At 67.7% G+C, this 25,527-nt stretch carries 32 protein-coding genes and 1 tRNA gene; 13 read left to right on the top strand and 20 right to left on the bottom strand.

The window, feature by feature from the left end:
- Nucleotides 1–4: 4 nt before the first annotated feature.
- Nucleotides 5–250, bottom strand: a complete 246-nt coding sequence (locus G6N37_RS01225; RefSeq protein WP_163674841.1) for a hypothetical protein — start codon at nucleotides 248–250, stop codon at nucleotides 5–7.
- Nucleotides 251–334: 84 nt separating this feature from the next.
- Nucleotides 335–529, bottom strand: coding sequence for a long chain fatty acid-CoA synthetase Faa4p (locus tag G6N37_RS01220; RefSeq protein ID WP_163684412.1), 195 nt, complete (start codon nucleotides 527–529; stop codon nucleotides 335–337).
- 277 nt (nucleotides 530–806) lie between these two features.
- Here G6N37_RS01220 and G6N37_RS01215 point away from each other — a divergent pair, with 277 nt between their 5' ends.
- A complete protein-coding gene (locus tag G6N37_RS01215) occupies nucleotides 807–1,091 on the top strand; it encodes a hypothetical protein (RefSeq protein WP_163674839.1) in 285 nt (94 codons plus the stop codon).
- Nucleotides 1,092–1,094: 3 nt separating this feature from the next.
- On the opposite strand, the gene G6N37_RS01210 is transcribed toward G6N37_RS01215, so the two are convergent.
- Both G6N37_RS01210 and G6N37_RS01205 read right to left on the bottom strand, forming a co-directional pair.
- Nucleotides 1,095–1,170, bottom strand: a tRNA-Ala gene (locus G6N37_RS01210).
- A 53-nt stretch (nucleotides 1,171–1,223) separates the two neighbouring features.
- Complete coding sequence (locus G6N37_RS01205) at nucleotides 1,224–2,393, bottom strand: MFS transporter (protein WP_163674836.1); 1,170 nt, start codon at nucleotides 2,391–2,393, stop codon at nucleotides 1,224–1,226.
- On the opposite strand from G6N37_RS01205, the gene G6N37_RS01200 reads away from it, so the two are divergent.
- On the top strand, nucleotides 2,299–2,496 hold the full coding sequence (locus G6N37_RS01200) for a hypothetical protein (protein WP_163674170.1): 198 nt from the start codon (nucleotides 2,299–2,301) through the stop codon (nucleotides 2,494–2,496). The genes G6N37_RS01205 and G6N37_RS01200 overlap by 95 nt on opposite strands.
- On the opposite strand, the gene pgm is transcribed toward G6N37_RS01200, so the two are convergent.
- Nucleotides 2,486–4,123 carry a phosphoglucomutase (alpha-D-glucose-1,6-bisphosphate-dependent) gene (gene pgm, locus G6N37_RS01195; RefSeq protein ID WP_163674833.1) on the bottom strand — a complete coding sequence of 546 codons (1,638 nt, stop codon included), beginning with the start codon at nucleotides 4,121–4,123 and terminating at the stop codon, nucleotides 2,486–2,488. The two genes, G6N37_RS01200 and pgm, sit on opposite strands and share 11 nt — an antisense overlap.
- Before the next feature lie 138 nt (nucleotides 4,124–4,261).
- Here pgm and crcB (G6N37_RS01190) point away from each other — a divergent pair, with 138 nt between their 5' ends.
- Entirely contained in the window at nucleotides 4,262–4,657 is a 396-nt protein-coding gene (crcB, locus tag G6N37_RS01190; protein ID WP_163674831.1) for a fluoride efflux transporter CrcB, read from the top strand.
- Nucleotides 4,654–5,037, top strand: a complete 384-nt coding sequence (crcB, locus tag G6N37_RS01185; protein WP_163674828.1) for a fluoride efflux transporter CrcB — start codon at nucleotides 4,654–4,656, stop codon at nucleotides 5,035–5,037. The genes crcB (G6N37_RS01190) and crcB (G6N37_RS01185) overlap by 4 nt, the downstream gene beginning before the upstream one ends.
- Nucleotide 5,038: 1 nt before the next feature.
- Here the strand turns inward: crcB (G6N37_RS01185) and G6N37_RS01180 are convergent, their stop codons facing one another.
- From G6N37_RS01180 to G6N37_RS01170, 3 genes are read right to left on the bottom strand one after another with little or no spacing between them, the layout of a single operon-like run.
- Complete coding sequence (locus G6N37_RS01180; protein ID WP_163674825.1) at nucleotides 5,039–5,656, bottom strand: GNAT family N-acetyltransferase; 618 nt, start codon at nucleotides 5,654–5,656, stop codon at nucleotides 5,039–5,041.
- A complete protein-coding gene (locus tag G6N37_RS01175; RefSeq protein WP_163674822.1) occupies nucleotides 5,649–6,527 on the bottom strand; it encodes an LLM class F420-dependent oxidoreductase in 879 nt (292 codons plus the stop codon). The genes G6N37_RS01180 and G6N37_RS01175 overlap by 8 nt, the downstream gene beginning before the upstream one ends.
- Nucleotides 6,528–6,547: 20 nt before the next feature.
- On the bottom strand, nucleotides 6,548–6,904 hold the full coding sequence (locus G6N37_RS01170) for a DUF488 domain-containing protein (RefSeq protein WP_163674820.1): 357 nt from the start codon (nucleotides 6,902–6,904) through the stop codon (nucleotides 6,548–6,550).
- A gap of 48 nt (nucleotides 6,905–6,952) precedes the next feature.
- Here G6N37_RS01170 and G6N37_RS01165 point away from each other — a divergent pair, with 48 nt between their 5' ends.
- Nucleotides 6,953–8,227 (top strand): HNH endonuclease, encoded by a 1,275-nt coding sequence (locus G6N37_RS01165; RefSeq protein WP_163674817.1) that lies wholly within the window; start codon nucleotides 6,953–6,955, stop codon nucleotides 8,225–8,227.
- On the opposite strand, the gene G6N37_RS01160 is transcribed toward G6N37_RS01165, so the two are convergent.
- The 3 genes from G6N37_RS01160 to G6N37_RS01150 form a co-directional block, all read right to left on the bottom strand.
- Nucleotides 8,224–8,916: a mycothiol-dependent nitroreductase Rv2466c family protein gene (locus G6N37_RS01160; protein ID WP_174813897.1), complete on the bottom strand. Its 693-nt coding sequence runs from the start codon at nucleotides 8,914–8,916 to the stop codon at nucleotides 8,224–8,226. The two genes, G6N37_RS01165 and G6N37_RS01160, sit on opposite strands and share 4 nt — an antisense overlap.
- 25 nt (nucleotides 8,917–8,941) lie before the next feature.
- A complete protein-coding gene (locus tag G6N37_RS01155) occupies nucleotides 8,942–9,862 on the bottom strand; it encodes an HpcH/HpaI aldolase/citrate lyase family protein (protein WP_163674811.1) in 921 nt (306 codons plus the stop codon).
- 153 nt (nucleotides 9,863–10,015) lie between these two features.
- Nucleotides 10,016–10,978 (bottom strand): ferritin-like domain-containing protein, encoded by a 963-nt coding sequence (locus G6N37_RS01150; RefSeq protein WP_163674808.1) that lies wholly within the window; start codon nucleotides 10,976–10,978, stop codon nucleotides 10,016–10,018.
- Nucleotides 10,979–11,292: 314 nt separating this feature from the next.
- On the opposite strand from G6N37_RS01150, the gene G6N37_RS01145 reads away from it, so the two are divergent.
- Nucleotides 11,293–11,865 (top strand): hemerythrin domain-containing protein, encoded by a 573-nt coding sequence (locus G6N37_RS01145; protein WP_163674805.1) that lies wholly within the window; start codon nucleotides 11,293–11,295, stop codon nucleotides 11,863–11,865.
- Nucleotides 11,866–11,918: 53 nt separating this feature from the next.
- The gene (locus G6N37_RS01140; protein ID WP_174813896.1) at nucleotides 11,919–13,364 is read left to right on the top strand and encodes a protein adenylyltransferase SelO; all 1,446 of its coding nucleotides are present in this window, start codon (nucleotides 11,919–11,921) and stop codon (nucleotides 13,362–13,364) included.
- Here the strand turns inward: G6N37_RS01140 and G6N37_RS01135 are convergent.
- Genes G6N37_RS01135 through G6N37_RS01115 form a run of 5 tightly spaced genes read right to left on the bottom strand, consistent with a single transcriptional unit; the run spans nucleotide 13,361 to nucleotide 15,807 of the window.
- Nucleotides 13,361–14,194, bottom strand: a complete 834-nt coding sequence (locus tag G6N37_RS01135; RefSeq protein WP_163674798.1) for an LLM class F420-dependent oxidoreductase — start codon at nucleotides 14,192–14,194, stop codon at nucleotides 13,361–13,363. The two genes, G6N37_RS01140 and G6N37_RS01135, sit on opposite strands and share 4 nt — an antisense overlap.
- A 5-nt stretch (nucleotides 14,195–14,199) precedes the next feature.
- Nucleotides 14,200–14,613, bottom strand: a complete 414-nt coding sequence (locus G6N37_RS01130; protein WP_163674795.1) for a DUF4267 domain-containing protein — start codon at nucleotides 14,611–14,613, stop codon at nucleotides 14,200–14,202.
- Nucleotides 14,614–14,670: 57 nt separating this feature from the next.
- Nucleotides 14,671–14,940, bottom strand: a complete 270-nt coding sequence (locus G6N37_RS01125) for a hypothetical protein (protein ID WP_163674791.1) — start codon at nucleotides 14,938–14,940, stop codon at nucleotides 14,671–14,673.
- 30 nt (nucleotides 14,941–14,970) lie between these two features.
- Entirely contained in the window at nucleotides 14,971–15,390 is a 420-nt protein-coding gene (locus G6N37_RS01120) for a YkvA family protein (protein ID WP_163674788.1), read from the bottom strand.
- A gap of 30 nt (nucleotides 15,391–15,420) precedes the next feature.
- Nucleotides 15,421–15,807, bottom strand: coding sequence for a DUF732 domain-containing protein (locus G6N37_RS01115; protein ID WP_232075231.1), 387 nt, complete (start codon nucleotides 15,805–15,807; stop codon nucleotides 15,421–15,423).
- Nucleotides 15,808–15,941: 134 nt separating this feature from the next.
- On the opposite strand from G6N37_RS01115, the gene G6N37_RS01110 reads away from it, so the two are divergent.
- Both G6N37_RS01110 and G6N37_RS01105 read left to right on the top strand, forming a co-directional pair.
- Entirely contained in the window at nucleotides 15,942–16,805 is an 864-nt protein-coding gene (locus G6N37_RS01110; RefSeq protein ID WP_163674786.1) for a phytanoyl-CoA dioxygenase family protein, read from the top strand.
- Nucleotides 16,806–16,928: 123 nt separating this feature from the next.
- Complete coding sequence (locus tag G6N37_RS01105) at nucleotides 16,929–17,144, top strand: hypothetical protein (RefSeq protein WP_163674783.1); 216 nt, start codon at nucleotides 16,929–16,931, stop codon at nucleotides 17,142–17,144.
- A gap of 28 nt (nucleotides 17,145–17,172) precedes the next feature.
- Here the strand turns inward: G6N37_RS01105 and G6N37_RS01100 are convergent, their stop codons facing one another.
- Complete coding sequence (locus G6N37_RS01100) at nucleotides 17,173–17,457, bottom strand: hypothetical protein (protein WP_163674780.1); 285 nt, start codon at nucleotides 17,455–17,457, stop codon at nucleotides 17,173–17,175.
- 359 nt (nucleotides 17,458–17,816) lie between these two features.
- Here G6N37_RS01100 and G6N37_RS01095 point away from each other — a divergent pair, with 359 nt between their 5' ends.
- On the top strand, nucleotides 17,817–19,016 hold the full coding sequence (locus tag G6N37_RS01095) for a glycosyltransferase (protein WP_163674777.1): 1,200 nt from the start codon (nucleotides 17,817–17,819) through the stop codon (nucleotides 19,014–19,016).
- A gap of 9 nt (nucleotides 19,017–19,025) precedes the next feature.
- Here the strand turns inward: G6N37_RS01095 and G6N37_RS01090 are convergent, their stop codons facing one another.
- Nucleotides 19,026–19,757 (bottom strand): class I SAM-dependent methyltransferase, encoded by a 732-nt coding sequence (locus tag G6N37_RS01090; protein WP_163674774.1) that lies wholly within the window; start codon nucleotides 19,755–19,757, stop codon nucleotides 19,026–19,028.
- Between the two features lie 252 nt (nucleotides 19,758–20,009).
- Here G6N37_RS01090 and G6N37_RS01085 point away from each other — a divergent pair, with 252 nt between their 5' ends.
- Complete coding sequence (locus G6N37_RS01085) at nucleotides 20,010–20,879, top strand: universal stress protein (RefSeq protein ID WP_232075230.1); 870 nt, start codon at nucleotides 20,010–20,012, stop codon at nucleotides 20,877–20,879.
- A gap of 51 nt (nucleotides 20,880–20,930) precedes the next feature.
- Here the strand turns inward: G6N37_RS01085 and G6N37_RS01080 are convergent, their stop codons facing one another.
- Nucleotides 20,931–22,229, bottom strand: coding sequence for an MFS transporter (locus G6N37_RS01080; protein ID WP_163674769.1), 1,299 nt, complete (start codon nucleotides 22,227–22,229; stop codon nucleotides 20,931–20,933).
- A 207-nt stretch (nucleotides 22,230–22,436) separates the two neighbouring features.
- On the opposite strand from G6N37_RS01080, the gene G6N37_RS01075 reads away from it, so the two are divergent.
- Entirely contained in the window at nucleotides 22,437–23,123 is a 687-nt protein-coding gene (locus G6N37_RS01075; RefSeq protein WP_163684408.1) for a M15 family metallopeptidase, read from the top strand.
- On the opposite strand, the gene G6N37_RS01070 is transcribed toward G6N37_RS01075, so the two are convergent.
- On the bottom strand, nucleotides 23,120–24,658 hold the full coding sequence (locus tag G6N37_RS01070; RefSeq protein WP_232075229.1) for a serine hydrolase domain-containing protein: 1,539 nt from the start codon (nucleotides 24,656–24,658) through the stop codon (nucleotides 23,120–23,122). The two genes, G6N37_RS01075 and G6N37_RS01070, sit on opposite strands and share 4 nt — an antisense overlap.
- A 104-nt stretch (nucleotides 24,659–24,762) precedes the next feature.
- On the opposite strand from G6N37_RS01070, the gene G6N37_RS01065 reads away from it, so the two are divergent.
- Nucleotides 24,763–25,512, top strand: coding sequence for an N-acetylmuramoyl-L-alanine amidase (locus G6N37_RS01065; RefSeq protein WP_232075223.1), 750 nt, complete (start codon nucleotides 24,763–24,765; stop codon nucleotides 25,510–25,512).
- Nucleotides 25,513–25,527: the final 15 nt, after the last annotated feature.

Here is a 25,527-nt window from a genome sequence, read left to right as displayed (position 1 = left end):
CTCGTCAGTAGGAACGCATCCGCGCAACGCTACCGCGCAGCAGCCCAAGGGGAGCAACGCATCTCGGCCCCCACAGGGTCATCGCACGGCGCGCGGTCAGCAACACGAGCAGGCTGATCGCCATCCTCCCGAGGGCGACCCGACTGGTTCGCCTCTTCCAGGTCGGCGTCACCGAACCCGCGCGCCGGCCGAAGTAGTAGCCGACGCATGTCGCCAGTGCGAGGGCCACGATTCCGGCAACCACCGTCATGGTGATGAGCGTGTCGCCTCAGCGTCGCGGCGAGGTCACGCACGAGACACACCTTGGCCAATACGGCCGCCGACGGGTGGTCCGCTAACCGATCTCGCTCACGACATGAACGGCGACATAGCCGATGGGGATGCCGGTCCAGGTGGCGACGCACTTGCGCGCCGCGAGCTCCACCGCGCCCCGGTGAATGGTGCGGGCTACTCTGCCGATCTCGGGAATCCGGATCATAAACCCGTCGGCGTCGCGAGTGACTTCGATATCGAAGCACTGGCCGACCATCGGGCACTTCACACGAGGAACCACCCGCGACGCGCGGGAACTGCGCAGCGATTGGCGGCGCAGCAGGCTGGGCTGAGTGGGCATGGCTGCTTTCGGAGAGTCGCGATCGAACCGCGGGCAAGATTAATGCGCATCGGGGCGAAAACCTAATCGGCAACCAGGCCGGCTCACGGTTGAGGCACAGTCTCCACCAAGTCGTTGCCTGGACTTAACGTTTGAGTCCCAATGCGATCGAGCGAACAACTATGCGACTGGCCTTGGCCGGGTGGTGAGCTCGATGTCAGCGCTGATCGTCGGGTGCCTTGCGTGCCCTCCGGCGCATGCGGACGGTGGCTACGGGCCTGGCTCCTACGCGGTGCCCGCCCAGCTCCCCTACGGCACCTACGTCGCCCATGCCGAACCCGGCGACTATTCCGCGGCCTGCTGCACCTACACCACGTGGACGAGCGACGGGAAATTGATCGTTTCCGACAGCGGGAATACCGTCGCGGCAACGGTCACGGCCCCCGCGGTGGCGAAGTTCATCATCCACGGCTGCACGGCATGGAGAAAGGCGGGATGAAACTGGTGGAGCTAAGGGGACTCGAACCCCTGACCCCCACACTGCCAGTGTGGTGCGCTACCAGCTGCGCCATAGCCCCAAGTCGTGCCCATCGAAGCTACACCACCGGCAACCGTCCTTCAAAGTTGCTGCTCAGGCTGCCTCACCGTCCGCCGGGGCCTCGGCCAAACCGTGCTCCGGATGGATCAGTGTCCGAGTCTCCGCGGCGGGCACCCAACCGACCGCGGCGATCAGCAAGACGATGCCGCTGATGGTGAATCCCCACCCGAAGCTCAGCTTCTCCGCGACCCAACCGACCGTCATGGAGCCGACGATGGCACCCAGGTCCGACAGCATCTGCACCGCCGCCACCGGAAGACCCGCGCGCGCCTCGCTGCCGAGGATGTCCGCCACCGCGGCCTGCATCGGTGACATGAAGATGCCCGTCGTCGCACCGGATACGGCCGCCGCGACCATGAACGCCGGCAACGACGACACGACTCCCAACGCGGCGGTCGCCACGCCGGACGTCGCCAGGCCGATGATCAACAACGTGCGTCGCCCCATCCGGTCGGACAGGTAGCCGCTGGGGATGACCGCCAGGGCGTTACCGGCCGCGAACGCCGCAAGGGCGACCCCGATGACGCCGACGCTGTCGCCCATGACGTCGGACAGGAACAGCGGCACCAGCGCGACGCGTAGGCCGAACGCTGCCCAGCCGGTCGCGAAATTGGACAGCAGCACCGCCCAGTACGCGCGGACACGCAGCGCTTGGCGCATCGTCACCGTTGATCGGGTCGGGGTCGGGGGCGCGGCCAGCTCCGAATGCCGCAGGCCGTAGAACAGCGCCACCGCCACGCCCAGCATTGCGATGCCGTACACGATGAACGGCGCGGTCAGCCCCCATCCCGCTGTCAGGCCGCCGATCGCCGGCCCGCCCACCGCGCCGACCATGAACGAGGTCGTGAACACCCCCGCGATCCGGCCGCGGGCGTCGGGCGGGCTGATATGGATCATCAGCCCCAACGCCGAGACGTAGAACATCGTCGAACCGATGCCGCTGATGGCGCGGAATGTCAGCAATTGCCAGTACGCCTGCGAATAAGCACATGCGATCGTGGACAACGCGACGATCAGCAAACCACCGATGTAAATCCGCCGCTCCCCCAACCGCTGCACCAGCACACCACTGACCGGAGCGAAACACAGCCGGCTCAACGAAAAGACGGTGACCAAGAAAGTCACCGCCTTGATGCTGACCCCGAACGTATGGGCAAAAGCGGGCATCGCCGGTGAAATGACGCCGTACCCAAGCGCGACCATGACATTCGCCCAGCTCAAGATCCAGACTTCGCGCGGCAGCCGCGGGGAACGGGAACCACGTTCTCCCGAACGGGTAAGCCTGAGGGAAAGGGTCACCCAATGACTTTATTAACCACCTCGCGGGCGGCTTCCTGCACCTCCGCCAAATGCTCTGGGCCATTGAAGGACTCAGCGTAGATTTTGTACACGTCCTCGGTGCCCGAGGGGCGCGCGGCAAACCATGCGTTCGCCGTCGTCACCTTCAATCCGCCCAGCGCCGCGCCGTTGCCGGGCGCGGCGGTGAGTTTCGCGGTGATCGGCTCGCCGGCCAGCTCCGTGGCCGTGACCTGCTCGGCCGACAGCTTGGCCAGCCGGGCCTTTTGCTCGCGGTCGGCGGGCGCGTCGACGCGAGCGTAGAACGGCGTGCCGTATTCGGCGGTCAGCTCCCGGTAACGCTGGGATGGGCTCAAACCCGTGACGGCCAGGATCTCCGAGGCCAGCAGCGCCAGGATGATGCCGTCCTTGTCCGTCGTCCACACCGAGCCGTCGCGCCGCAGGAACGACGCCCCCGCCGACTCCTCGCCGCCGAAGCCGATGGTGCCGCCGATCAGGCCGTCGACGAACCACTTGAACCCGACCGGCACCTCGACGAGCTTGCGGCCGAGGCCGGCGACCACGCGGTCGATGATCGACGAACTCACCGCGGTCTTGCCGACGGCGATGCCGTCCGGCCAGGACGGCCGGTGCGTGTAGAGGTAGTCGATGGCCACCGCCAGATAGTGGTTGGGGTTGAGCAGGCCCCCGTCTGGCGTCACGATGCCGTGGCGATCGGAGTCCGCGTCGTTGCCGGTGGCGATCTGGTAGCGGTCGCAGGTGGCGATCAGCGAAATGAGCCCAGCCATCGCATCGGGCGAGCTGCAGTCCATCCGGATCTTGCCGTCGTGGTCGAGCGTCATGAACCGCCAGGTCGCGTCGACCAGCGGGTTGACCACGGTCAGGTCGAGACGGTGCCGCTGGGCGATCTCGCCCCAGTAGTCCACGCTCGCGCCGCCCAGCGGGTCGGCGCCGATGCGCACCCCGGCCGCGCGGATCGCGTCGATGTCGACCACGTTGGGCAGGTCGTCGACGTAGTTGGTCAGGTAGTCGTGGCGCTGGACGGTCTGCAGCGCCCGGGCCAGCGGCACCCGCTTCACGCCGGTGCCGTCGCGCAGAATCTCGTTGGCGCGCTTGGCGATTGCATTGGTCGCGTCGGTGTCCGCCGGCCCACCGTTGGGCGGGTTGTACTTGAAGCCGCCGTCGGGTGGCGGGTTGTGCGACGGCGTGACCACGATCCCGTCGGCCGGCGCCTCGGTACGGCCGCGGTTGTAGCCGAGGATGGCGTGGCTGACCGCCGGTGTCGGGGTGTAGCGGTCGCGGGAGTCGACGACGACCTCCACATTATTGGCGGCCAGCACCTCCAGCGCCGACACCCACGCCGGCTCGGAAAGGCCGTGCGTGTCACGGCCGATGAACAACGGCCCGGTGGTGCCCTGGGCCGCGCGGTATTCGACGATGGCCTGGGTGATGGCCAGGATGTGGGCCTCGTTGAACGCCCCGCTCAGCGCCGACCCGCGATGGCCCGACGTGCCGAACACCACCTGCTGGGCGACGTCGTCGGGATCGGGCTGAACCGAGTAGTAGGCCGTCACCAGGTGCGGCAGGTCGACAAGGTCTTGAGGCTGTGCCGGCTGACCGGCGCGAGGGTGGGCCATGGTTATCAATTCTGCCCGGAGACAACCGTTCCGACCCCCCAGGTACGTTCCCGACTTCTCAGCTACTTCCCCGGTTCACCCACTGGTCAGTCTCCCCCTAGGCTGCTAGCGACCGGGCGCACACCGAAGGGATCACGCGTGGCACACGACTATCGGGAGCTGGGGGCGATCTTTGTGGGCGGGGCGCTCGGAGCACTGAGCCGCGCGGCGCTGGACACCGCTATTGTGCGCGACCCGCATCACTGGCCCTGGCCGACGTTCATCGTCAACGTCGTCGGCGCTTTCCTGGTGGGTTATTTCACCACCCGGCTGTTGGAGCGCCTGCCGCTGTCGAGTTACCGGCGCCCTCTGCTGGGCACCGGATTGTGTGGTGGATTGACCACCTTCTCGACGATGCAGGTCGAGACGCTGAAGATGATCGAGCATGGCCATTGGGTCATGGCTACGAGCTACACCGTCGTCAGCATTGTGGTCGGCCTGCTGGCGGTGCACCTGTCCACCAAGATGGTCCGCCGGGTCAGGGTGCGCGGATGACGGCTTCCATCGTCACCACGGCCCTTGTCTGGGGCGGCGTCGGGATCCTCGGCGGCCTCGGGTCGGTGCTGCGCTTCGTGGTCGACCGCGCGGTGGCCCGCCGGGCCGCCCGGTCGTTTCCGCTCGGCACGTTGGTCGTGAACGTCAGCGGCGCCGCGCTGCTGGGCTTCCTGGGGGGCCTGGTGCTGAGCAAGGAGGCGGCCCTCTTGGCCGGCACCGCGTTCGTCGGCGCCTACACCACGTTCTCCACCTGGATGCTGGAAACTCAGCGGCTCGGCGAGGAGCGACAGGTGCGCGCGGCGTTCGCCAACATCGTCGTCAGCGTCGCACTGGGTGAAGCGGCGGCGTTCCTCGCGCAGCGGTTCGCCGAGCGGCTCTGAGTCAACCGCGGGGAATGTCGTCGGGCGTGCGGGGCAGCGCATACAACGCCATCCGCCGGTTCGACATGTCGTGCTCGCCGAGGAAGGCGCAGCCGCCGCGCTCGCAGAACGTGCGCGCCAAGACGTTGCGGTGGTCGGGATCGAACATGATGCGCCGACACAGCGGATCGAGGCCCAGGATGCTGCCAACCAGATACGGCAGCAGGTAACTAACGTGTCCCCGCTTGATGTAGTCCAGATCGGCGACCGCGACGTGCAGACCAAGGTCGTGGGGATGGTAGTCATAGCGGTGCGCGATGGAATCCTTTGCCGCCCTGTATAATTCGATGTACGCGCGGTTTGTTCCATAGAGCGTTGCGATGAATGGCCTCGAGAAGCCGCCTTCGAGTTGCGCCCTCAGGTACCGGCGCCAGCGCCCCACCGGCCAGGCGGACTCCCACGCTTCCACCAAGTGCGGGCGCCTCATCCACTCGGCGATCATGTCCGCGTCGGCGTCCGGGTCGGCGAGACGCAGCCCGTACGGCTCGGGCAGCGCGGGTATGGGCGGCGGCGGGACAGCGCGGACGTCCTCGGGGATGTCGGTCAACTCCCGCGGCAGTATGGGCTGGGCCTCACCCACTGTGCGCAGCCGCCATCCACCGCTCGGCCAGCGCCGAGACCCAGTCTGCCGCCGCCCCGGGTTCGGCAGGGGGCGCCTCGACGAGAACCAATTCGTCGAGGCCCAGCTCCGTGAGGGCGCCGACGTCGGCGACGCCCGGCTCGCGCAGCGCGGCCGACAGCCGCAACTGCGCGCGATCACGCCCCGAGTCGGCGCATAGCCGCTCCAGCGTGGTGACGCGGTCGCGCACGGCCTCGGCGCCGTCGAGGTTGAACCCGTACCAGCCGTCGCCCCACGCCGCCACCCGGCGCAGCGCCGAATCACTATTGCCCCCAAGCACGATGGGGATACGACGATCGCGCACCGGCTTGGGATTGACCCGAATCGAGTCGAAGCGGACGAAGTCGCCGTCGAACGAGGCGACGTCGTCACGCCACAACGTGCGCATCGCGTGCGCGTATTCGGCGGTGCGCGCACCGCGACGGGCGAAGGGCACTGACAGCGCGGCGAATTCCTCCCTGGACCACCCGATGCCCACCCCCAGGGTCAGCCGTCCACCGCTGAGGCGGTCCAGGCTGGCGGCCTGCTTGGCCACCACCACCGGATTGTGTTCGGGCAGCAGGAGCACGCCCGTCGCCAGCCCGATCCGCGATGATGCGGCGGCGGCGAAGCTCAAGGCGATCAGCGGATCAAGCCAATCAGCTTGTGCTGCAACGGCAATGACACCGTCGTCGGAGTAGGGATAGCGCGAAGCGGGCCGGTCGACCATCACCACATGTTCGCCCACCCACAGCGTGGCGAAGCCGGACTCGTCAGCGGTTGACGCGACGGCGTCGATCACCGCACGATCGGCGCCGGCACCGATGCCCAGCGCATGCAATCCCAGCCGCATCGCACGATCGTCTCACGCGTTCAGCGGCTTTTCAGCAGCTCCGCGAGGACGGCCGCCTGGCTGATGTCCAGGTCGCGAGTCGCGGTGACCAGGGTGACGACACCGCGCCCCGCCAGTTCGCGCAACTCGTCCAGGGCCGCGCTGTGGCGCAGCTCGGCCTCATAGCGCCTGGCGAATTCGTCGAACCGCTCGGACCGGTGCTGATACCACTCCCGAAGTTCCTTCGACGGTGCGACCTCCTTGCACCAGGTGCCCACCCGCGGGTCGTCCTTGCGGATTCCCCGCGGCCAGACGCGGTCCACCAGCACACGCCGGCCCTCGTCCGGGGTGACGTCGTCGTACACCCGCGCCACCCGGATCCGGCTCTTGGCGCTCACAGCCGCCAGCGTAGGCCCCTGTCGGTGGCCGCCGTTATCATCGAATACATGTTCGAAGAGTTGGCCGAGATCGGCCCGGATGCCGATGAATCGGCGCTGATCGAGCGCATCGCCGAGCTGGAGACGGCCAAATCCGCGGCCGCGGCCGGGCAGGCTCGCGCCGCTGCCGCACTGGACGCTTCGCGCCGAGCCAAAGAAGCCGCCGCCGGGGTGCCCGTCGCGCGGCGGGGACGGGGCGTAGCCAACGAGGTCGCCCTGGCCCGGCGCGACGCACCCGCCCGGGGCGGGCGGCACCTGGGCTTCGCGAAGGCGTTGGTACACGAGATGCCGCACACGCTGGCGGCACTGACGTGCGGGGTGCTGTCGGAGTGGCGGGCGACGCTGATCGTGCGTGAGAGCGCCTGCCTGGACGTCGAGGACCGACGCGCGCTGGACGCGGAGCTGTGCGCAGAGCGGGCCGGCCTGAACGGCGTTGGCGACGCGCGAATCGCGGCCGCCGCCAGAGCGATCGCCTACCGACTGGATCCGCATGCCGTCGTAGAGCGGGCGGCCAAGGCCGAGAATGACCGCACGGTGACCATTCGGCCGGCACCCGACACCATGACTTACCTCACCGCGTTATTGCCGGTGGCGCAAGGTGTTTCGGTGTATGCGGCGTTGCGCCGTGAAGCGGACACCCGCGGAGACGGTCGCTCACGCGGGCAGGTGATGGCCGACACCCTGGTCGAAAGGGTCAGCGGTCGCAGCGCCACGGTACCCACTCCGGTCGCGGTCAACCTGGTGCTGTCCGACGAGACGCTGCTGGGCGGTGGCGACGCGCCGGCCGACGTCGGCGGCTATGGTCCCATCCCCGCCGCGGTCGCGCGCGCGATGGTCAGCGGCGCGGTCACCGACCGACGTTCACGCGCGACCCTGCGCAGGCTTTATACCCACCCCCGGTCGGGGGCGCTGGTGGCCACGGAGTCGCGGTCACGCATCTTCCCACGCGGCCTGGCCGCATTCATCGGGCTCCGCGATCAGCGCTGCCGCACTCCCTACTGCGACGCACCGGTCCGGCACCGCGACCACGCGCGACCGTGGGCCGCCGGTGGCGCGACCACCGCGGACAACGGCTTGGGGCTGTGCGAGAGCTGCAACTACGTCAAGGAGAACGCGGGCTGGCGGGTAACCACGGCCGTCGACGAAAACCACACCCATACAGCGCTATTCACAACACCCACGGGCAAGAGCTACCGCTCGATGGCACCACCGCGCGCGCCGGCGATCACGGTCAGCGAGCTGGAGTCCCGGGTCGGGGTCTGGATCGCGCGACACGCGGCCTAGGTTCCCTGACCGGTGAGGCGCTCGACGTCGATGACTTCACCGCGATTGATGCTGACCCAATCGCGCCCGTCCAGGTAGGGACGCAGGCTTCGGCCGATGAGCTCGACATCGGCCGGGGATTTGGGCCGCTGCAGCTCGTACACGTGGGGCAATTCGGCCATGCCGGTGACGACGTTCCACAGCGTCAGGGCCTCGGGGCCGGTCGGCGGGTCCACGAGGACGGGCCCAAACAGGCACTGCCCCAACAGAAACAGGGTCGGCACCCCGTAGCCGCCGGCATCGACGACCCGCTGATGGTCGCGGAGTATCTCGTCGTGGGTGGTCGGGTCGCCCAGGGCCGCGTCGAAGACCGACGCCTCGACGCCGATGTCGCTCAGCAAGCGCCGGGCGACGGCGGGGTCGTGGGGTTTGCCGCCCAGCGTGTGCAGTTCGCGCCCGACGGCGGCGTACCACCGGTCCAGAAGCGACATGTCCGTTCGGCGCAGGAGCGCCCCGATCCGCATCAACGACCAGCCATAGGACCACTCCCGTTCCCACGGGTGCTTCTGGCCCTCCGACCGGTTGATCTCTTCGAGGCTGAAGAACCGCCAGTCGACGGTGATGCCGAGCTGCTCGCGAACGTCGCGAATCCACAACGAGGTCTGATAGGCGAACGGGCACATCGGGTCGAAATGAAACTCCACTGCCATGCCCATGGTGGACCCGTTCTGTCGCTCAGTAGTGATAGGTGTCCGACGGCGCGGGCGAATGGTCCCGTTCTTCGTCGTCGAAGTCCGACGATTCGATGCCGTACGCGCGGGCCAGCTCGAGGATCTTGGTGGCCCGGGCGATGCGCGGCAGGTCCGAACCGTTGCGAATCTCTCCCCCGTCGCGCTCGAACTCGGCGAAAAATTCCTTCGCCCAAGATATTTCGTCCTGCGATGGCGAGAGGCCCTCGTTCACCACGGCGCACTGGTCCGGCGCCAGGCAGATCTTGCCCGTCATCCCGAATTCCACGGAGACGGCCGTCGCCTCGATCAGTTTCAGGGCGTTCGAACCGATCGTCGGCCCGTCGATCGCGCTGGGCAGGCTGGCCGCCTTCGCGGCGATCGTGAAGCGCGACCGGGCGTAGGCCAGCGTGCTCGGGTCGTCTCCGAAACCGGTGTCGCGGCGGAAGTCGCCGATGCCGAACGCCAGCCGGAACGTGCCCTTCGCCGCGGCGATTTCGGTGATGCGCTCCAGGCCGCGGGCCGTTTCCACCAGCGCCACGATCGGCACGTTGGGCAGCCGTTGGGCGGTCTCGGTGACATGGTCCACCGATTCGACCATCGCTAGCATCACCCCGCCGACCGGTGTTCCCGCCAGGGCGGCGAGGTCGTCCGCCCACCACGGGGTGCCAAAGCCGTTGATGCGGACCCAGTCGGTGTTGCCGGAGCCCAGCCAACTCACCACGTTGTCCCGGGCGGTGTGCTTGTCTTTGGGGGCCACGGCATCTTCGATGTCGAGCACGACGATGTCGGCGCGGGAGTGCACCGCGGCCTGGAATCGGTCGCCGTGGGCGCCGTTGACCAATAGCCAGCTCCGGGCCAAGACGGGATCGATGCGATACCCGATGTCGTCGGGATCCGTCGCGCTGCTGTTGACCTGGTCGTACATTCGTCTCACATGGTTGTCGATGGCGGGCTGGTGCCTTAACCGTAGCGAAATGCCCAAACGACCGGTTGGGCGTGTCCCCTGACGAACAATCGGCTCGGCCGCCCGGCCGAGAACGGAAACCTCGCCCGGGCGGCCTCGCTCGTGAATCCGCTGTTAGTTGATGCCGACGACCTCCTGCGCGATGGCGGCGACGCGCGTCTGGGCGGCCGACACGACCCGCTGGCGGTTCTTGTTGGCCTCCTCGTAGGCGATGATCGCCCGGACGTCGCTCGGGTTGGCGAGGTCCTTCACCTCGGCCACGGCCTCGGTGACGTTGAGCTCGTCGTAATTGGCGATCGGCAGCTCGTCGGCGTCGAGGACCCCCACGGCGGCGCGTGCCGCGTGCAGGGCGTCGGCGGTCTGCCGCGCCCCCTCGTTGCGGGTGACCTTTTCGGCCGCCTCCAGAGCGGCGTTTCGCGAAGCGGCGAGCGCCCGCGTCGCCACGTCGCCCGCGTGCGCGCTCCGGCTCACCAATTCGTTGAACGTCGGGCGCGCGGAGCGCAGCGCGTCCGCGGCCCTGTCGACCCCTCGGACCGACCACTCAACCGGCAGGTTCACCAGTTTCACCGCGGTACCGGCGGCCGCCTGCAGTGGCGTGCGACGCAGCGCGGCCGGGCCCCCGAGCGCATCCTCGGCGAGCACCGTGGTCAGCCAGTCGACGGTCGCCGAGTGCGCGGTGATCAGCCGCGTCGCCAGGCTCTCGATGTCGGGAAGTTCGGCCGCCACGGCCAGTGCCTTGAGGTAGCGGGCACGGTCCAGGAGCTGGTCCTCCAGGGCGAGGTCGCCCAGCAGCGCCTCGTCGAACGGTTGAGCCTGTTCGGTCAGCGCCTTGACGGCCGCGGCGGCACGGCCCAGGAAGGGGCCGAGGATGTCGGGGACGCCGCCGAGCTCGCGGATCGCCTTCTCGATGGCCTCGGACCGCTCACGCGCGTTCGACGCGTTCTGCGTCAGCTCGCGCTCGACGGCCTCGGTGCGCGCCTGTGCGATACGGGTCTCGGCGACCTGGATCTCGGTGTTGGTCAGCTGGTGCAACGCGCGCAGCTGCGCCAATACCGTCGTCTTGTCCGATGAAGTCATTGAAGAACTCGCCTCCTGCGTTGATTGTTTGGATCGGCACGAGAGCGCCTTCCGGTCGGCTACCCATTCGATGGCCGACAGATAACATCGGGTTCGGCCGTGTGATCCAGATCGCTTTGCGGTGTGGCCCTTCCGCCCGTTGAACAGCACGGAAACTGTTGTCCGCCAAAGTCTTCGGACCGGGCCGACTCCGTCCGTCGTGGCGGCGACCCGCGCCGTCGTTTAGGGGCTGGTACAGCGGGTATGCCCCGACCAAACCGCGCTCAGCCCATAGTGCGAATTATCAACTTTCCCGAACACTGGAGGTATCGGCGATGGCCGACATGATTGTCCAATCGCCCGACGAGGTCGTCGCGTTCCTGAAAGCCCAGCACAACCTCATCGAGGACATGTTCGACGAGGTCCTGCACGCTTCCGACCCGCAAGCGCGGGAGAAGCCGTTCGTCGAGCTGCGCCAATTGCTGGCCGTCCACGAGACGGCCGAGGAAATGGTGGTGCACCCGCGGGTGCGTCGCGAGACCGATGACGGGGACGCCATCGTCGACGCCCGGCTCGCAGAAGAGCACGAGGCCAAGGTGCTGCTGTCGCAGATCGAGGGTCTCGACATCGCCTCGCAGCAGTTCATCGACGAGCTCACCAAGCTGCGCGACGCCGTGCTGGAGCACGCCCGGCACGAGGAGGAAGACGAGTTTCCCGTGCTGCAGCGGGAAGTCGGCCAGGACGACCTCAAGCGGATGGGCGCCGCCGTGCGCGCGGCCGAGGCCATCGCGCCGACCCGCCCGCACCCGGGCGTGGAATCGGCCAAACTGAACTTCGCCCTGGGACCGTTCGCGTCGATGCTCGACCGCGCCCGCGACGTGATCAAGCAAGCCATCGGCGTCGGCTAGGCCGGCGAGGCGGACTTTTCCGTAGGCTCGACGAGGTGAGTGTCGCCCCGGATATGACCGTCGCCCTGCAGGACCGGTTCTTCCGTGAGTTGCCGGAGATGGCCGTCCGCTGGCAGGCAGAGTCCCCGGCCGAGCCCCGGCTACTCGCCCTCAACGAGCGGCTTGCCCCCGAGTTGGGGCTGGACGCCGACTGGCTGCGAACTACCGACGGTCTGCGCTTCCTGGTGGGCGACTTGGTCCCCAGCGCCGCCGTTCCGGTGGCCCAGGCCTACGCCGGGCATCAATTTGGCGGCTTCGTTCCCCGGCTGGGCGATGGGCGCGCGCTGCTGCTCGGCGAGCTCGTCGACGGTGACGGGCGGCTGCGCGACATCCACCTGAAGGGCTCCGGGCCCACACCGTTCGCGCGCGGCGGCGACGGGCTGGCGGCGGTGGGCCCCATGTTGCGCGAGTACATCGTCAGCGAGGCGATGCACGCGCTGGGGGTGCCGACGACGCGGTCGTTGGCCGTCGTGGGCACCGGGCGTCCGGTGCTGCGAGAGGCGGAACTGCCCGGAGCGGTGCTGGCCCGCGTGGCCAGCAGCCACCTGCGGGTGGGCAGCTTCCAGTTCGCCGCCTCGACCGGCGACGCCGACCTGCTGCGACGCCTGGCCGACCACGCCATCGCCCGCCACCACCCCAGCGCCGCCGAGGCCGAACGCCCCTACCTCGCGTTGTTCGAAGGCGTGGTCGCCGTGCAGGCGGCGCTCATCGCGCGGTGGATGCTGATCGGGTTCGTCCACGGGGTGATGAACACCGACAACATGACGATTTCCGGCGAGACGATCGACTACGGGCCGTGCGCCTTCATGGAGGCTTACGACCCCGAGACGGTCTTCAGTTCGATCGACTTCTGGGGTCGCTACGCCTACGGGAACCAGCCCCTCGTCGCGGGCTGGAATCTCGCCCGGTTCGCGGAGACGCTGCTTCCGCTGCTCTCCGACGATGTCGAGGAGGCCGTCGCGCTCGTAGAGGAATCGTTCGGCGTCTTCCAGCGCGAGTACGACGCCGTGTGGCAGTCCGGAATGCGCGCCAAACTCGGCTTGCCCGCCGACGTCGAAGCGCGAGAATGCACGGCGCTGGCCGACGAGTTGCTCGCCCTGCTGAGGGACAGCCACGTCGACTACACCTCGTTCTTTCGCCACCTCGGCCGGGCCGCGCGCGGCGATGCCGAACCCGCCCGCGGTTTGTTCGTCAACCTCGCCGGGTTCGACGCGTGGCTGTCGCGCTGGCAAGCCCTACGCCCCGACGCCGACGTCATGGACCGGGCCAACCCGCTCTACATTCCGCGCAACCACCTGGTCGAGGAGGCCCTGGCGGCCGCGACGGAGGGTGATCTGGGTCCGCTGCGACAGCTCCTCGCCGCGGTGAGCGCGCCCTTTGACGCGCGGCCGGGCCTGGACCGGTACGCGAGCCCGGCCCCGGAGGACTTCGGCAAATACCAAACGTTCTGCGGCACTTAGCCTTGCGTTAGCTTCGCGGCCTGGGACCGCAGTTCATCGAGACGGCGCAGGGTCTCGTCGCGAGGCTCGGTGGGCAACTCCACCAGCAGGTGCTCCACCCCGAGCGCGAGGTAGCCCTCGAGTTCGTCGGCCGTCGGGGCTCCGCCGTGGAAACTGATCACCGGTACGTCCCGCCCCGCGACGCCGCGCAGTTGCTCCAGCTGAGGCGCCAGCACCTCCGCCGACGGTGTCATCGACAACCAACCGGCGCGCAGCCGGGCGATGCGTTTGAAGCCCGCAGGCCCGCCGCCGAAATATAGCGGTGGATAGGGCTTCTGCACCGGCTTGGGCCAACTGTAGATGGGGTCGAAGTTCACGAATTCGCCGTGAAATCCGGCGGTTTCGTGCGTCCAGATCTCGATCATCGCGTCGATCCGCTCGTCCACCACTCGCCCGCGCACCCCCGGATCGACGCCATGGTTGGCGATCTCTTCGCGCAGCCAGCCCACGCCCACCCCGAACCGAAACCGTCCCTGCGACAACAGGTCCAGTGACGCCACCTCTTTGGCCGTGTGGATTGGATCGCGCTGGGGAACCAGGGCGATCCCGGTGCCCAGAACGAGCCGTTCGGTGACGACCGCCGCCGCTGTCAGCGCCACAAACGGATCCAGGGTGCGGTAATACTTCGGCGGGATCGGACCACCCGCCGGATAGGGGGTGACGTCGCCGGCCGGAATGTGGGTGTGCTCAGCGAGAAACAGCGACTCGAACCCGCGCTGCTCGAGCGCCCGCCCCAGCTCCACCGGACCGATGCCCTCATCGGTTACGAATGTCAGCACGCCTAAGCCCATGGTGCTCAGTCAACCCCATTGAGCTCGTCGCCGCGACCGGCTCCCCGGGTGGTTGTTCGGCGCGCCGCGCCCCAGAGCCCGACGCCGATGCCGATGACGGCGCCGCCCAGGCCGACGATCCGCTGCGAGGGCTTCAGCTGGTCGTGGACGCTGAGGCCGCCGAGCAGGTCGGCGGCGTCGGCGCCGCCGGACGCCAGGAACCAGCCGCGGGTGTTCTTGCCGCGCAGTGCCGCCGCGGCGAGCATCGCACCGATCAGCGCGTCGCGATAACCCATGGACCGCAACAACAGTCGCGCCGTCGGCGGCGGCTCGCCCGGATCCCCCCAGAACCTGTTCGCGCTCAGGGGGTCGACGAGGAACCAGACGCCGGAACTGAGTCGGATGCTGCCCGCCAAGAGCGCGGCTCGGTCGATTGACATGCTCGGCAGCCTAAGAGCAAAGGGCGCCCTCGCGCACCGGTTCACCCCAAGAGCCGGTCATGGCAGTGGGCACGCGTGGGCGATTTGTATGGATGCCGGCCACAATGCGGTGGTCAGCCCGAAGGCCACCGCGTCGGCGCCCGCGGGCAGCACCGCTTCCACCCGCTCCTGGATTCGTCGAGTGTCGTCACCGTGAAACACGGTCCACACGAATCCGATGCACAGATAGGGAATCGCCAGCCACAGTGCCAGTTCGATCATCGCGCCGACCCGGACCCGGTATCGCAGGGTGCGGCGCAGTAGATCCACCACCGCAGATTCGCACATGGCCGTCGCCGACGCAAAGGTGGCGCAAGGTCATTCCAGCGCGGGATCGGGCAGCCCGCACAGCTTGCACAGAATGGCGAGGCCGTCGGGTGTGCCGGGCCAGTGCTCGGCGAGCGCGCCGGGCCCCGCTGTGCGGCTGACCCAGCGCAGCGCCAGCCCAACGATGATCACGTCGTCGGCGAATCCGATGACCGGGATGGCGTCGGGTATCAGGTCGATGGGTGACACGACGAAGGCGATCAACGCGAGCAATGCAATCCGGATCCGCCGCGGCAGTTCGGGGTCGGCGGCGAGGCGTTTCAGCAGCCGGAGCACATCGGGCAGGAGACGCACCAGGTCCTGCATGGTGGCCTTGGGCCGCATCAGCCAGAAGGCGACCGCGAGAATCAGCCAGATCACCGCGAAAGCACTCAGGACGCCTATCGCGATCGTCCACCAGTCAGACCGCATCGTTCGATCTTCCTGGACGAATCTCGCACCCTACGCGGCGCCCGGCGTCGGCCACGGAAACATGGGCCACATGCCCGTCGGCGGCAGGGTGGGACCTGGCGGCGGCTCGGCGGTCGGTTCCCCGAGGTGCTGGGGACAATAGGCGGCCACCGCGCTGACCGTGAATTTGGTTGCATCGTCCACGGAAAATCCCGGATTGCTGGCCGACATGCTTTGGATGACGTCGGCCTGCGAGTGGCCCTGGTCCATCAGCTGGCAGGCCTTTTTCGCGACCCCGATGGCGACGGGTCCGCTTTTGACGGGCACCCCCGCCTGATCGAGCGCCGCCAGGAAACTCGCATCGCCCGGCCCGTTGTTGCCAGCCGGATCGGCCTGTGCCGGTGCGGCAGCGTCGATGACAGCCGCGAAGCTCACCACTACGAGAAGCATCCGCACCGCTTCATCCTTGTACAGAAAGCGGGCGTTGTCCCGTCGGCCCGGGTACGCCGTGATTCGGTGTGAGTTAGCGCGAAGTCGGCTTACTGTGGGTGCGGGACGAAGGGCAAGTGTCAATGAACATCGACGACGACTCCGTCACGACGCTGGAAGACCTCAGGGGCGATCTGGCGCAGCGGTACAAGCGGACACCCAGCGGTGGCAGCTCGGTCGACAGCGCCGTCGTCGATGCCGACATGGCGGCCCTCGACCGCGACGGGTACGTCATCTGGGAGAACCTGCTCACCGCCGAGCAATGCCGGCAGATCCGTGAGGTGGTGCGCCCCTGGCTGGCGCACACGGGACGCAACTCCTTCGAGGGCCGGCGTACCCAGCGCATCTACAGCCTGCTGAGCCGGACACGCGTCTGCGACGGGATCGTCGACCATCCCCGGGTGCTTGCGGTGCTCGATCGGCTGCTGATGCCCAACTACCTGCTTTCGGCGTTGCAGGCCATCAACATTCAGCCCGGCGAGTCGGCGCAGCTGGCCCACCACGACGACGGGTTCTATCCGGTTCCGCGTCCACGAGATCCGTTGGCGGCGGCCACGATCTGGGCCATCGACGACTTCACCGGCGACAACGGCGCCACCGTCCTCTACCCCGGCAGCCACCGTTGGGGCAAGCGCCGGCCCGGCCCCGACGACACGGCCCTGCCCGTCGTGATGCCCGCCGGCTCGTGTGTCTTCTTCGTGGGCACCCTCTGGCATGGCGGCGGCGCCAACAACACCGACCGCGACCGTCTCGCCGTCACCGCCCAGTACTGCCAGCCGTGGCTGCGGCCGATGGAGGCTTTCACATTGTCGATATCGCGCGACATCGCGCGTGCCGTCTCCGATGACATTCGCCGGATGCTGGGCTACAGCATCCACCCGCCGTTCGTCGGCGCGGTCGACGGCCTGCATCCGCTGCGGCTGCTGGACACCGTGCAGGACTCATAGCTTCGCGTTCCTTCTCCCGCTAACACCCGCCAGCCTCGCTGCGCCGCGCGGGTCGGGTGGTGTGTGACTCACGGCACACTTATGCTGAGGGTGTATCCCAGGTCACAACTGGCAGGAGCCTTCATGGCCGCAACCCACGGCTCAAGCAAGCACGTCGTTGTCGCCCCGCGTACCAGCGGCGCGATCCATTCGCATCGGATACTGCTGGCCGTGATCGTGGTCATGGCCTTCGCCGCGGCGGTCACCGGCGTTGTCGTCGCCGCATCGACGGGCCACACGACCGCCGCACTGGTCATCGCCCTCGTGGCCGGCGGATGGTTTTCTGCCGCGCTGTGCTAGCGGCGCGAGCGAGGGGCGGCGACGCGGATCAGCTGGCGATGGCGCCGGGGCAATACTTGATCCGGCCCAGGTCGACCCACATGTTGGCACGTTTGGCAGCCTGAACCGGGGTCAACCCGGTGATGGCCTGATTGTTCGCCTGTTGCATCGCGCCGACTATCTGGGCGCGTGACCAGCCCTGTGCCATGGCGTTGCACATGGTCTGTTCGGTTTGCATTTCGTAGTTGGGCCAGTCGGGCGGGAAGCCGATCGGGTCAGCGTGGGCGGCGGCGAGCGTGGCCGGCAGCAAAGCCGACGCGACGAACGCGATCACGAACGACAGGACAAGAAGCAGCCTTCTCGTGACGGACAGGGGTGTAAGCGACTGTTGCACGGACACTTCTCCTCGATTCGACGCCTCGTTGACCTGGGGTTGACAAGCTATGGCCCCTGCTCACCAATGTTAGGTCCTTATTGTGTTGGCCGGGTCGAGAGCCCGAGAGGAGTCAACGTGCAACCTCAGCTGGAAGGGTCTATAACCGGCTCCGTGACCATTGATGTCCTTCTTGCCGGCGCGCGCGGTGCGGGTCACCAGCCTCACCCCCGCAGCCGTTACGGCATTGCCGCCCTTGGTCTTCGGCGCATCTCGGGGGCCAGGCTGACCCGCACGTCACCGCGAGTGGGGGTGCGACGATGAGATTCGTGCTGGCGACCCTGGGTACCCGGGGGGATATCGAGCCGTGCGCCGCCATCGGTCGGGAACTGCAGCGCAGGGGTCACGACGTGTTGATGGCGGTCCCGCCCAACTACGTGGGCTTCATCGAGTCGGCGGGCCTGAACGCGGTCTCCCACGGCCCGGACCAGGTGCGGCAAAACGCAGAAATCGCTCGCAAATACGGCGCGACGCCGAACCCCGCCGCCATGGCGTGGGAAATCTTCCGGGACATCACGCAAACGTGGCCGGAGCTGGGTAGGGCGCTCACGGGGCTGGCCGACGGGGCCGACCTGCTGTTGACAGACGCAAGCGAGCAAGGGCTGGCCGCCAATGTTGCGGAATACTATGACATTCCACAGGCCGCGATTCACATCTATCCCATCGCTCCGAGCGAAACGCTTTCGCCCGTAACCAAAGACGCCGAGAACGAGCTACGCCGGGCGCTGGGGCTGGCAGCAGAAAAGGGCGCTTCCGCGCCGCAGCCGCTGGAGATCCAGGCCTACGACGACTTCTTCTTTCCGGGACTGGCAGCCGAATGGGCGGAACACGGAGTCCGGCGACCATTCGTCGGGGGGCTGACGCTGGAGTTGCCGACCGAGGACGACGACGAGGTCTCGTCGTGGCTCGCCGCGGGACCACCGCCAATCTATTTCGGTTTCGGCAGCAGCGCGCGAGTCGCATCTTCCGTCGACATCATCACGATGACCACAGCCTGCGCCCAGCTGGGCGAACGGGCGTTGGTTTGCAGCGGAGTCAGTGACCTCGCCGACCTCCCGCATTTCGAGCACGTGAAGCTGGTGAGCTCGGTGAACCACGCGACCGTTTTCCCCGCCTGCCGCGCGGTCGTCCACCATGGGGGCCCGGGCACCACGTTCGCCGGCATACGCGCGGGAGTCCCCACGTTGGCGCTTGCCGTCTCGGTCGATCAGCCGCTGTGGGCAGCCGCGGTCAACCACCTGGGAGTCGGCATTGGACGGCGCTTCGTCGAGGCCACCCCGGATTCGCTGATCGCGGATCTGCGGTCCATCCTCACGCCGCAGTGCGTGGCTCGTACCCGTGAGGTCGCCGCCCAGATGGCCACACCCGCGGAAAGCGCCGCCACGGCCGCCGACCTCTTGGAGGAGGAAGTTCGTCTCCGCCGCTCGACTGAAGGGCAAACGCCGCGGATCGCGGAATGATCCGGGCAGTCAGTGCGCGGCAGTCGAATGCTGAATCTGCGCGGCCGAGACGCTGCGATATGACGGCAACCCGAAGTCGGGGAAGGCACAGATGTCAGCACAATCCCGGACCCGCTCCAGCCAGTAACTCTGATCGGCGGCCGACGTGCAGGCGTAGAGCTTCATGTACGTCGCCGCAAAGGGGAACAAGAAGCCGTTGCCGACAGCCTGCCAGACGGCCGCTGCCACGCCCGGGGTCTCGACGCCCCGATAATCGTCCATCACGATCACGCCTCGTTCGCCCGTGTGCGTCACGGCGAGGTTGATGTCTTGCGCGACGCATTGATAGCTGTGACACCCGTCGATGTGGGCGAAACGGAGTACCCGATCGCCGAGATCGAGCGCCGATGATTCGCAGACCTCCAGTGTGGGCCGGCGAGTATGGAAACGATCCCAGTTGGCCAGGAACTGCTGCTGGTCCAGGCCCGAGTACTGCTGCCGTGGGGTCGGCGAAATGTCGGCGTGATCCACCACGGCGTCGAACAAATCGCAGATCACCAGGTCTTCATCGTCGCGGAGGCCGTAACCCATCAGGATGGCCGACTTGCCCTGATATGTGCCGATCTCCAGCATGTCGCCGGTGATGCGCTCGGCGGTCTGGCAAGCGAGCAGCTTGCTGAAAAGCGCGACATCGGCCTCGAAGAACCAGCCCTCGACGGCATCCATCTGCTCGGCGTACAGGGTCCAGCCGACATCGGTCATGACGCGCTCCTGCGCATGGACTCCTCCAGGGAGGTCGGTAGTGCCGACGTCTGGCGCCGTGTGTCGAAGGCTATCAATCCTTCGTGGCGTCGAGTCGGCCAGCGTGCGGCATGCGCCGCACGCGGTGCCATTGGTCCTTCGGTTTGCATCGTTTCGGCCCTGACAGTCACGGCCGCCCCGGGTGATCCTGCCGGTGGGTACATCACCGATCAGGAAGAACTTCAGATGTGGCAACCACCACGTGGCGCGATCTTGGTAGCGGTTGATGGCTCGGCAGCGGCACTGGGTGCGGTCCGGTGGGCAGCCCGCGACGCGGCGCTGCGGAATGCGCCGCTGGCTCTGGTCCACGTCGTCGACGCCCTGTTACCGGAGTGGTTCGAGGCCGCCGCGCTGGCCGACCTGCGGCAGCGGCAGGACCAGCGGGCACGCGATTTCGTCTCCTCGGCGATCAAGGTCGCCGAGGAGCACACGGGTGAGCGGGACCCGGTGCGGATCGACAGCAAGGTGTTGCGTTCGGCCACCGTCCCGACGCTCGTCGGCCTCTCCAGCGGGGTGGAGATGGTCGTGGTCGGCTACCGGGGGCATGGCGGGGTGATGGCCGGCGGCTTCCTGGGCTCGGTCAGTTCGGCATTGGTTTACCACGCGCAGTGCCCGGTCGCCGTAGTCCACGACAAACCCACGATCGGCGACGACGAGCCGGCGCCGGTGCTGGTGGGCATCGACGGCTCGCCAGCGTCGGAAGCGGCGACCGCTATCGCATTCGAAGAAGCCTCCCGGCGCGGTGTCGGCCTGATGGCTCTGCACGCCTGGGCTGATCCCCGAGCCTCCGGCTCCAGGACGTTGTACCAAGACTCGAAATGGGACGCTCAGCTATCCGAGGAGGAGGAGACGCTGGCTGAACGGCTGGCCGGTTGGCACGAACGCTATCCCGAGGTGGGGATCGATCGCAGGATCGAAATCGGTGATCCGGCACGTTGGCTGATCAAGGCGTCCGAACGGGCGCAATTGATCGTGGTCGGCAGCCACGGCTGCAGCCGGTTCAGGGGCAGGTTGCTGGGATCGGTCGGGGCGGCGGTGGTCGCCAGGGCCAAGGCCCCGGTGATCGTGGCGCGTCCGTCCTGACGTCGGCCGTGGTCGCATGTGCCGCAGGCGATCCCGCGCATCGGCAGCCGCTCATTTCTTCGGCCGGACCGGCACGAGGTCTTCTGTGAGGGCCTCGTCAGCCAGGTCTTCGAGTTCCTTCCCTTTGGTCTCCGGTCCAATCGAGTAGCCGACCAGCGTCAGCGCCCACAGGCCGGCGAGCGCCAGATACGGCGTCTCGAGCCCGTAATGCGTGATGCCCCAACCGACCACGGCCGGGGCCGCGATGGAGGCGACGCGGCCGCCGCCAACGGCGATGCCGAAACCGGTGCCGCGCAACACGGTTGGGAAGAGCTCTGAAACGTAGGTGTCACCGACGCCCCAAAGCCAACCGAGCGTGGCGATGGCGATCGCACCGAAGATCAGATATCTGTCCAACGAGTGGGAGGTGGCGGCCAGGATCGTTGAGATCAACTCGATCACTCCGGCGAGGATCGCCGAGGGGCGCCTGCCCACCCAATCGGCGAGCGCGGTTCCCATGTAGACGAAGACGACCTGCAGCAGGAAGAACACCAGCGCGTAGCGGATCGCGTCGATCGAGGAGGCGTGGAACCTCTTGACGATGTACGTCGTCAGGAAGACGGTCACGCCCCAGTAGCCAACCGCGTTGGCGGTGTAGATGAGCCAGCCGGAGATGAGTCGCCTACGCACGCCGGGAAGTTGCCAAAGTCGTGGCTTGGTAGCCCCGTTGTCGACCCTGGTCTGCACATCGGTGTACCGGTGCGACTCGGCGATACCCCGCCTGACGAGGAATAGGACGACGGCCGGGACGATCGCCACGACGAACGCGGATTGCCAACCGAAGCGCGGGACCAGGGCCAGCGCGACGGCCGCCGCGAGGACATAGCCGAGCGAGAAGAAGGAGAAGATTACCCCGCCGACTCCGAGGGCGCGCGTCTTCGCCGGCCAGACTTCGGCGGTGTAGGGCGCACCGACGGCGAGTTCGCCGGCACCGCCCACACCGGTGAGGAAGCGAAGCCCGGTGAAGGCGGCCACATTCGCCGTGAGCCCGGCCAACGAAGTGGTGATGCCGTAGAGCAGGATCGACGCTCCGAGCGTGGTTTTGCGCCCCCACCGGTCGGCAGCGTATCCGAAGCCGATGGTGCCGATTGTGTAGCCCAGCAAGAAGATCGAACCGATGTACCCGGCCTCAGCGTCGGTGATGTGCAACGTCTTCTTGATGTCCGGCAGCACCAAACCGTAGATGTTCACCGCGTACGAGTCGAAGCCGTAGCCGAGTCCCGCTGTCACTGCGACGAAGAGCGCCTGCTTGAGCGTCGTGGGTATGGCTCTAGGTACCTGGGTCGGGAGTCTGCCCACATTCGATGTCACCCCGGGAAGGTATGCGGCGGGGCCACTTGCGCAAAAGGATCACAATCCGCCTGATCAGAACAGGCATCGCACGAACCCGGGTAGCGTGGCACCGGGCTGTCGGGCCGAACCGCTTATCGCGGCGGCCTTGCGCGGATGGAAGAAGCAAGCGGTGAGGACTCATCCCCGTTGACGCCCGTCGAGCGGCGGGGTACCGCGGTGACGGGAATGCTCGCAGCATGTCTGGTGCTGGTGCAGTGCACCGCTGCGCAGCCACCTCCTGCGGCGACACCGGCGCGGTCCGCCACAGCGTCAGCGCCGACCGCCGCCTCGTCGGCCAGTGTGCCGCCGGCACCCACCGGTGGCACCGTGTCGCCCGTCACCGCGGCCGAACTCGGCGAGAGCTGGCGGCCGGGGTGCCCGGTCGAGGCGGAGCGGCTGCGACGGGTCGACGTCGACCACATCGGTTTCGACGGCCAGACGCATCGCGGTGCACTGATCGTGCATGAAGACCTGGCGCCGGAGGTCATCGCCATCTTCGAGCAGCTTTACCGACTGCGCTATCCCGTCGAGAAGATCGGCACGGTCGACCACTACCCGGGCGCCGATGACGAGTTATCCATGGAGGACAACAACACTTCGGCGTTCAACTGCCGGCACATCCCGGGAACCAACGACTGGTCTCCGCACGCTTACGGCCGGGCGATCGATCTCAACCCGCGTGTCAACCCGTGTCTCTACGCCAGCGGCTATTTCGAACCGGAGAACGCGGCGGCCTACCTGGACCGCAACCGCACCGACCCGGGGCTCTTACACGTCGGCGACCCGGCGGTGCGCGTGTTCACGGATCGTGGCTGGCGCTGGGGTGGCGAGTGGACGGCTCCCCTCGACTACCAGCACTTCGAGCGGCCCTAGAGGCCCAGGGCCTGTGCGGTCGCCGTCGCGACCTCGCCACGCAGATCCGACATCGGTGGACTGCCGCGCGTGTGGATCGAGTTCGCGAGCACGACGATGTAGGTATCGGAGCGGGGGTCCATCCACACCGAGGTTCCGGTGAAGCCGGTGTGCCCGAAGCTACCGATCGGGAAGACCGCGCCGCGCGCCGTGGACTGGCCCGTGTCGATATCCCAGCCGAAGCCGCGCAGGTTCTGACCGGCGATCGCCGGATAGCGCGGCGCGAGCAGCGGATCGGCTTTGTTCGGTCTCTTCGCGACGGCCGCGCGGGTGGCATCGTTGGCCGCCTGGAGTTGGCCGGGCGTATGTCCGGGCTGCTGCGGAGTCGTCATCAACTCGAGAGTTGGTTGTGCCAAAGGGAATTCGCTCGGTCTGCCCGCGAGCCGGTCAAGCAGTGCCTGCGCGAAGATGCCGACATCGTGGGCCGTCGAGAACACGCCGGCATGCCCGGCCACCCCACCCATGCGCCGCGCCGTCGTGTCCTGCACGGTGCCCCGGAGCAGGTGATCAAGATCGGGATTCTTGCCCGGATCGGCCCTGCCCTCTTCGTCACGCGCCGTCGGCGCGATGCGCGGCAAGAGACCGGTGCTCCATGTACCCGCGGGGCAGGCGTCCGCCGGCCCGTCTTGCTGCGCGGGAGCCCAGGCGACCGCGGCTCCGATCGTCGAGTGCGGACCACACGCTTTGGCGGGGGGAAGGTAGCGGGTGTCGGCCATGCCGAGCGGCTCGAACACGCGCCGCCGAACGTAGACGTCCAACTCCTCACCGGTGAGCTTTTCGACCAGCGCGCCGAGCAGGATGAAGTTGATGTCGGAGTAGCGGAAACCACCACCGGGCGTCGACTCCAGCGGCGTGGTGAGGGCGCGATGAATGCCCTCCCCTTTGTCGGCTTTGTCCAGTCCCCACGGGTCCCCCAGATTGACGTCGCCCGTTTCACCGGACGTGTGGGTGAGGAGCATGCGAACGGACACCTGCGCGCGGTGCGGATCGTTCGTGGTGTTGAAGTCGGGCAAGTACCGCTGCACGGGATCGTCGAATCCGACCTTTCCTTGCTCGTAGAGCTGCATGACGGCAGTCGCCGTCGCGAGGCTCTTCGTCAACGACGCCAAATCGAACAGCGTGTCCTCGGTCATCGGCTCCGCGGGCGTGGGCGACCCGTCCAGCCCGGGTTCGCCCGCAAGCTTGCGGGAGCCGTAGGCCCGGTGGAAGACAGCCTTGCCGCCGTGACCGACCTCAACCACGGCGCCGGGCAGCTTGTTTGCCGCAATCGCTTGGTTGATCAGCTTGGAGACGGGCGCGAAATCGAAGGCGGGAGCCGGGTCGGGCGGTGTGACGACTGTCGCGACGTCCGGTCTGGGAGCCTGCGTGCTTGCGCCCGACGCCGGTGGTCCGGTGTCGCCACGCGAGCAAGCCGCGGTCATTGCAAGGAAGGCAGTCCCGGCGGCGAGCGCGGTTCGCACGGCATCGCGGAAACCTGTGGCGGCCGGTCGATTCATCTGAAGCTCATCTCGTTGACTGCGATTTTGTGTTCGGATCTGGGCGGCGTCAAGACAACGAAACGCATCCCTCGCTGCCCGATCACGCCCGTATCGTGAGGACGGTGTGCGAGCCCGCGCCCGGCCGGACCCATGAACCGCCGGCCGTTGTCAGTCGCCGCCGGCTGTTGGGGGTGGCCGGCGGCATGGGCGTGGCGTCCATGATCGGCGGTTGCTCGACGTCTCCTGCCGCGACGTCGACGACGAGCGTCGGCCTGACGGCAACCGCTTCGGCGTTGTTGCTATGTCGAGATGCGTGGGGCGCGCGGCCGGCCCGCTCTGGCGGGAAGCGCCACACCATCACCCGGATGACGCTCCACCACGAGGCTGTCGTCCTCGGTGACAACCGATATGCCCCGGGCCGCCTCCGGCAGGATCAGCGGTACCACCAGGATCAGCACGGGTGGGTCGACATCGCCTATCACGTCGGCGTCGACCGCAATGGCAACATCTACGAACTCCGGAGCACCGAAATCGCGGGCGACACCGCGACCGACTACGACACGACGGGTCATTTCCTGGTCCTCTGCGAGGGCGACTTCGACCAGGAGGCCGTGTCGGAGGCCCAGCTTCAGGGGGCCGCGCGGGCGTTTGCGTGGGCCGCCCAGAACTTTCGGGTCGCGACCGCCACACTGGCGGGCCATCGGGACCTCGCGTCGACCTCTTGTCCTGGTGCCAACCTGTATGCGCACCTGTCCTCGGGCGACCTGAAACGCCGCATCGACGACTTGCTGGCCGCGGGCGGGGTGGACCTCCAGCGCTTCTGCGGATCCGACGCGGCCGCCCGCGTCGCGGCAATCGAGGCAGGCAACTGAGAACCCGCCCGGGCA

Source organism: Mycobacterium seoulense (assembly GCF_010731595.1).
In the GTDB taxonomy this organism is placed as follows: domain Bacteria; phylum Actinomycetota; class Actinomycetes; order Mycobacteriales; family Mycobacteriaceae; genus Mycobacterium; species Mycobacterium seoulense.
This window is presented reverse-complemented; position numbering and strand designations above follow the sequence as displayed.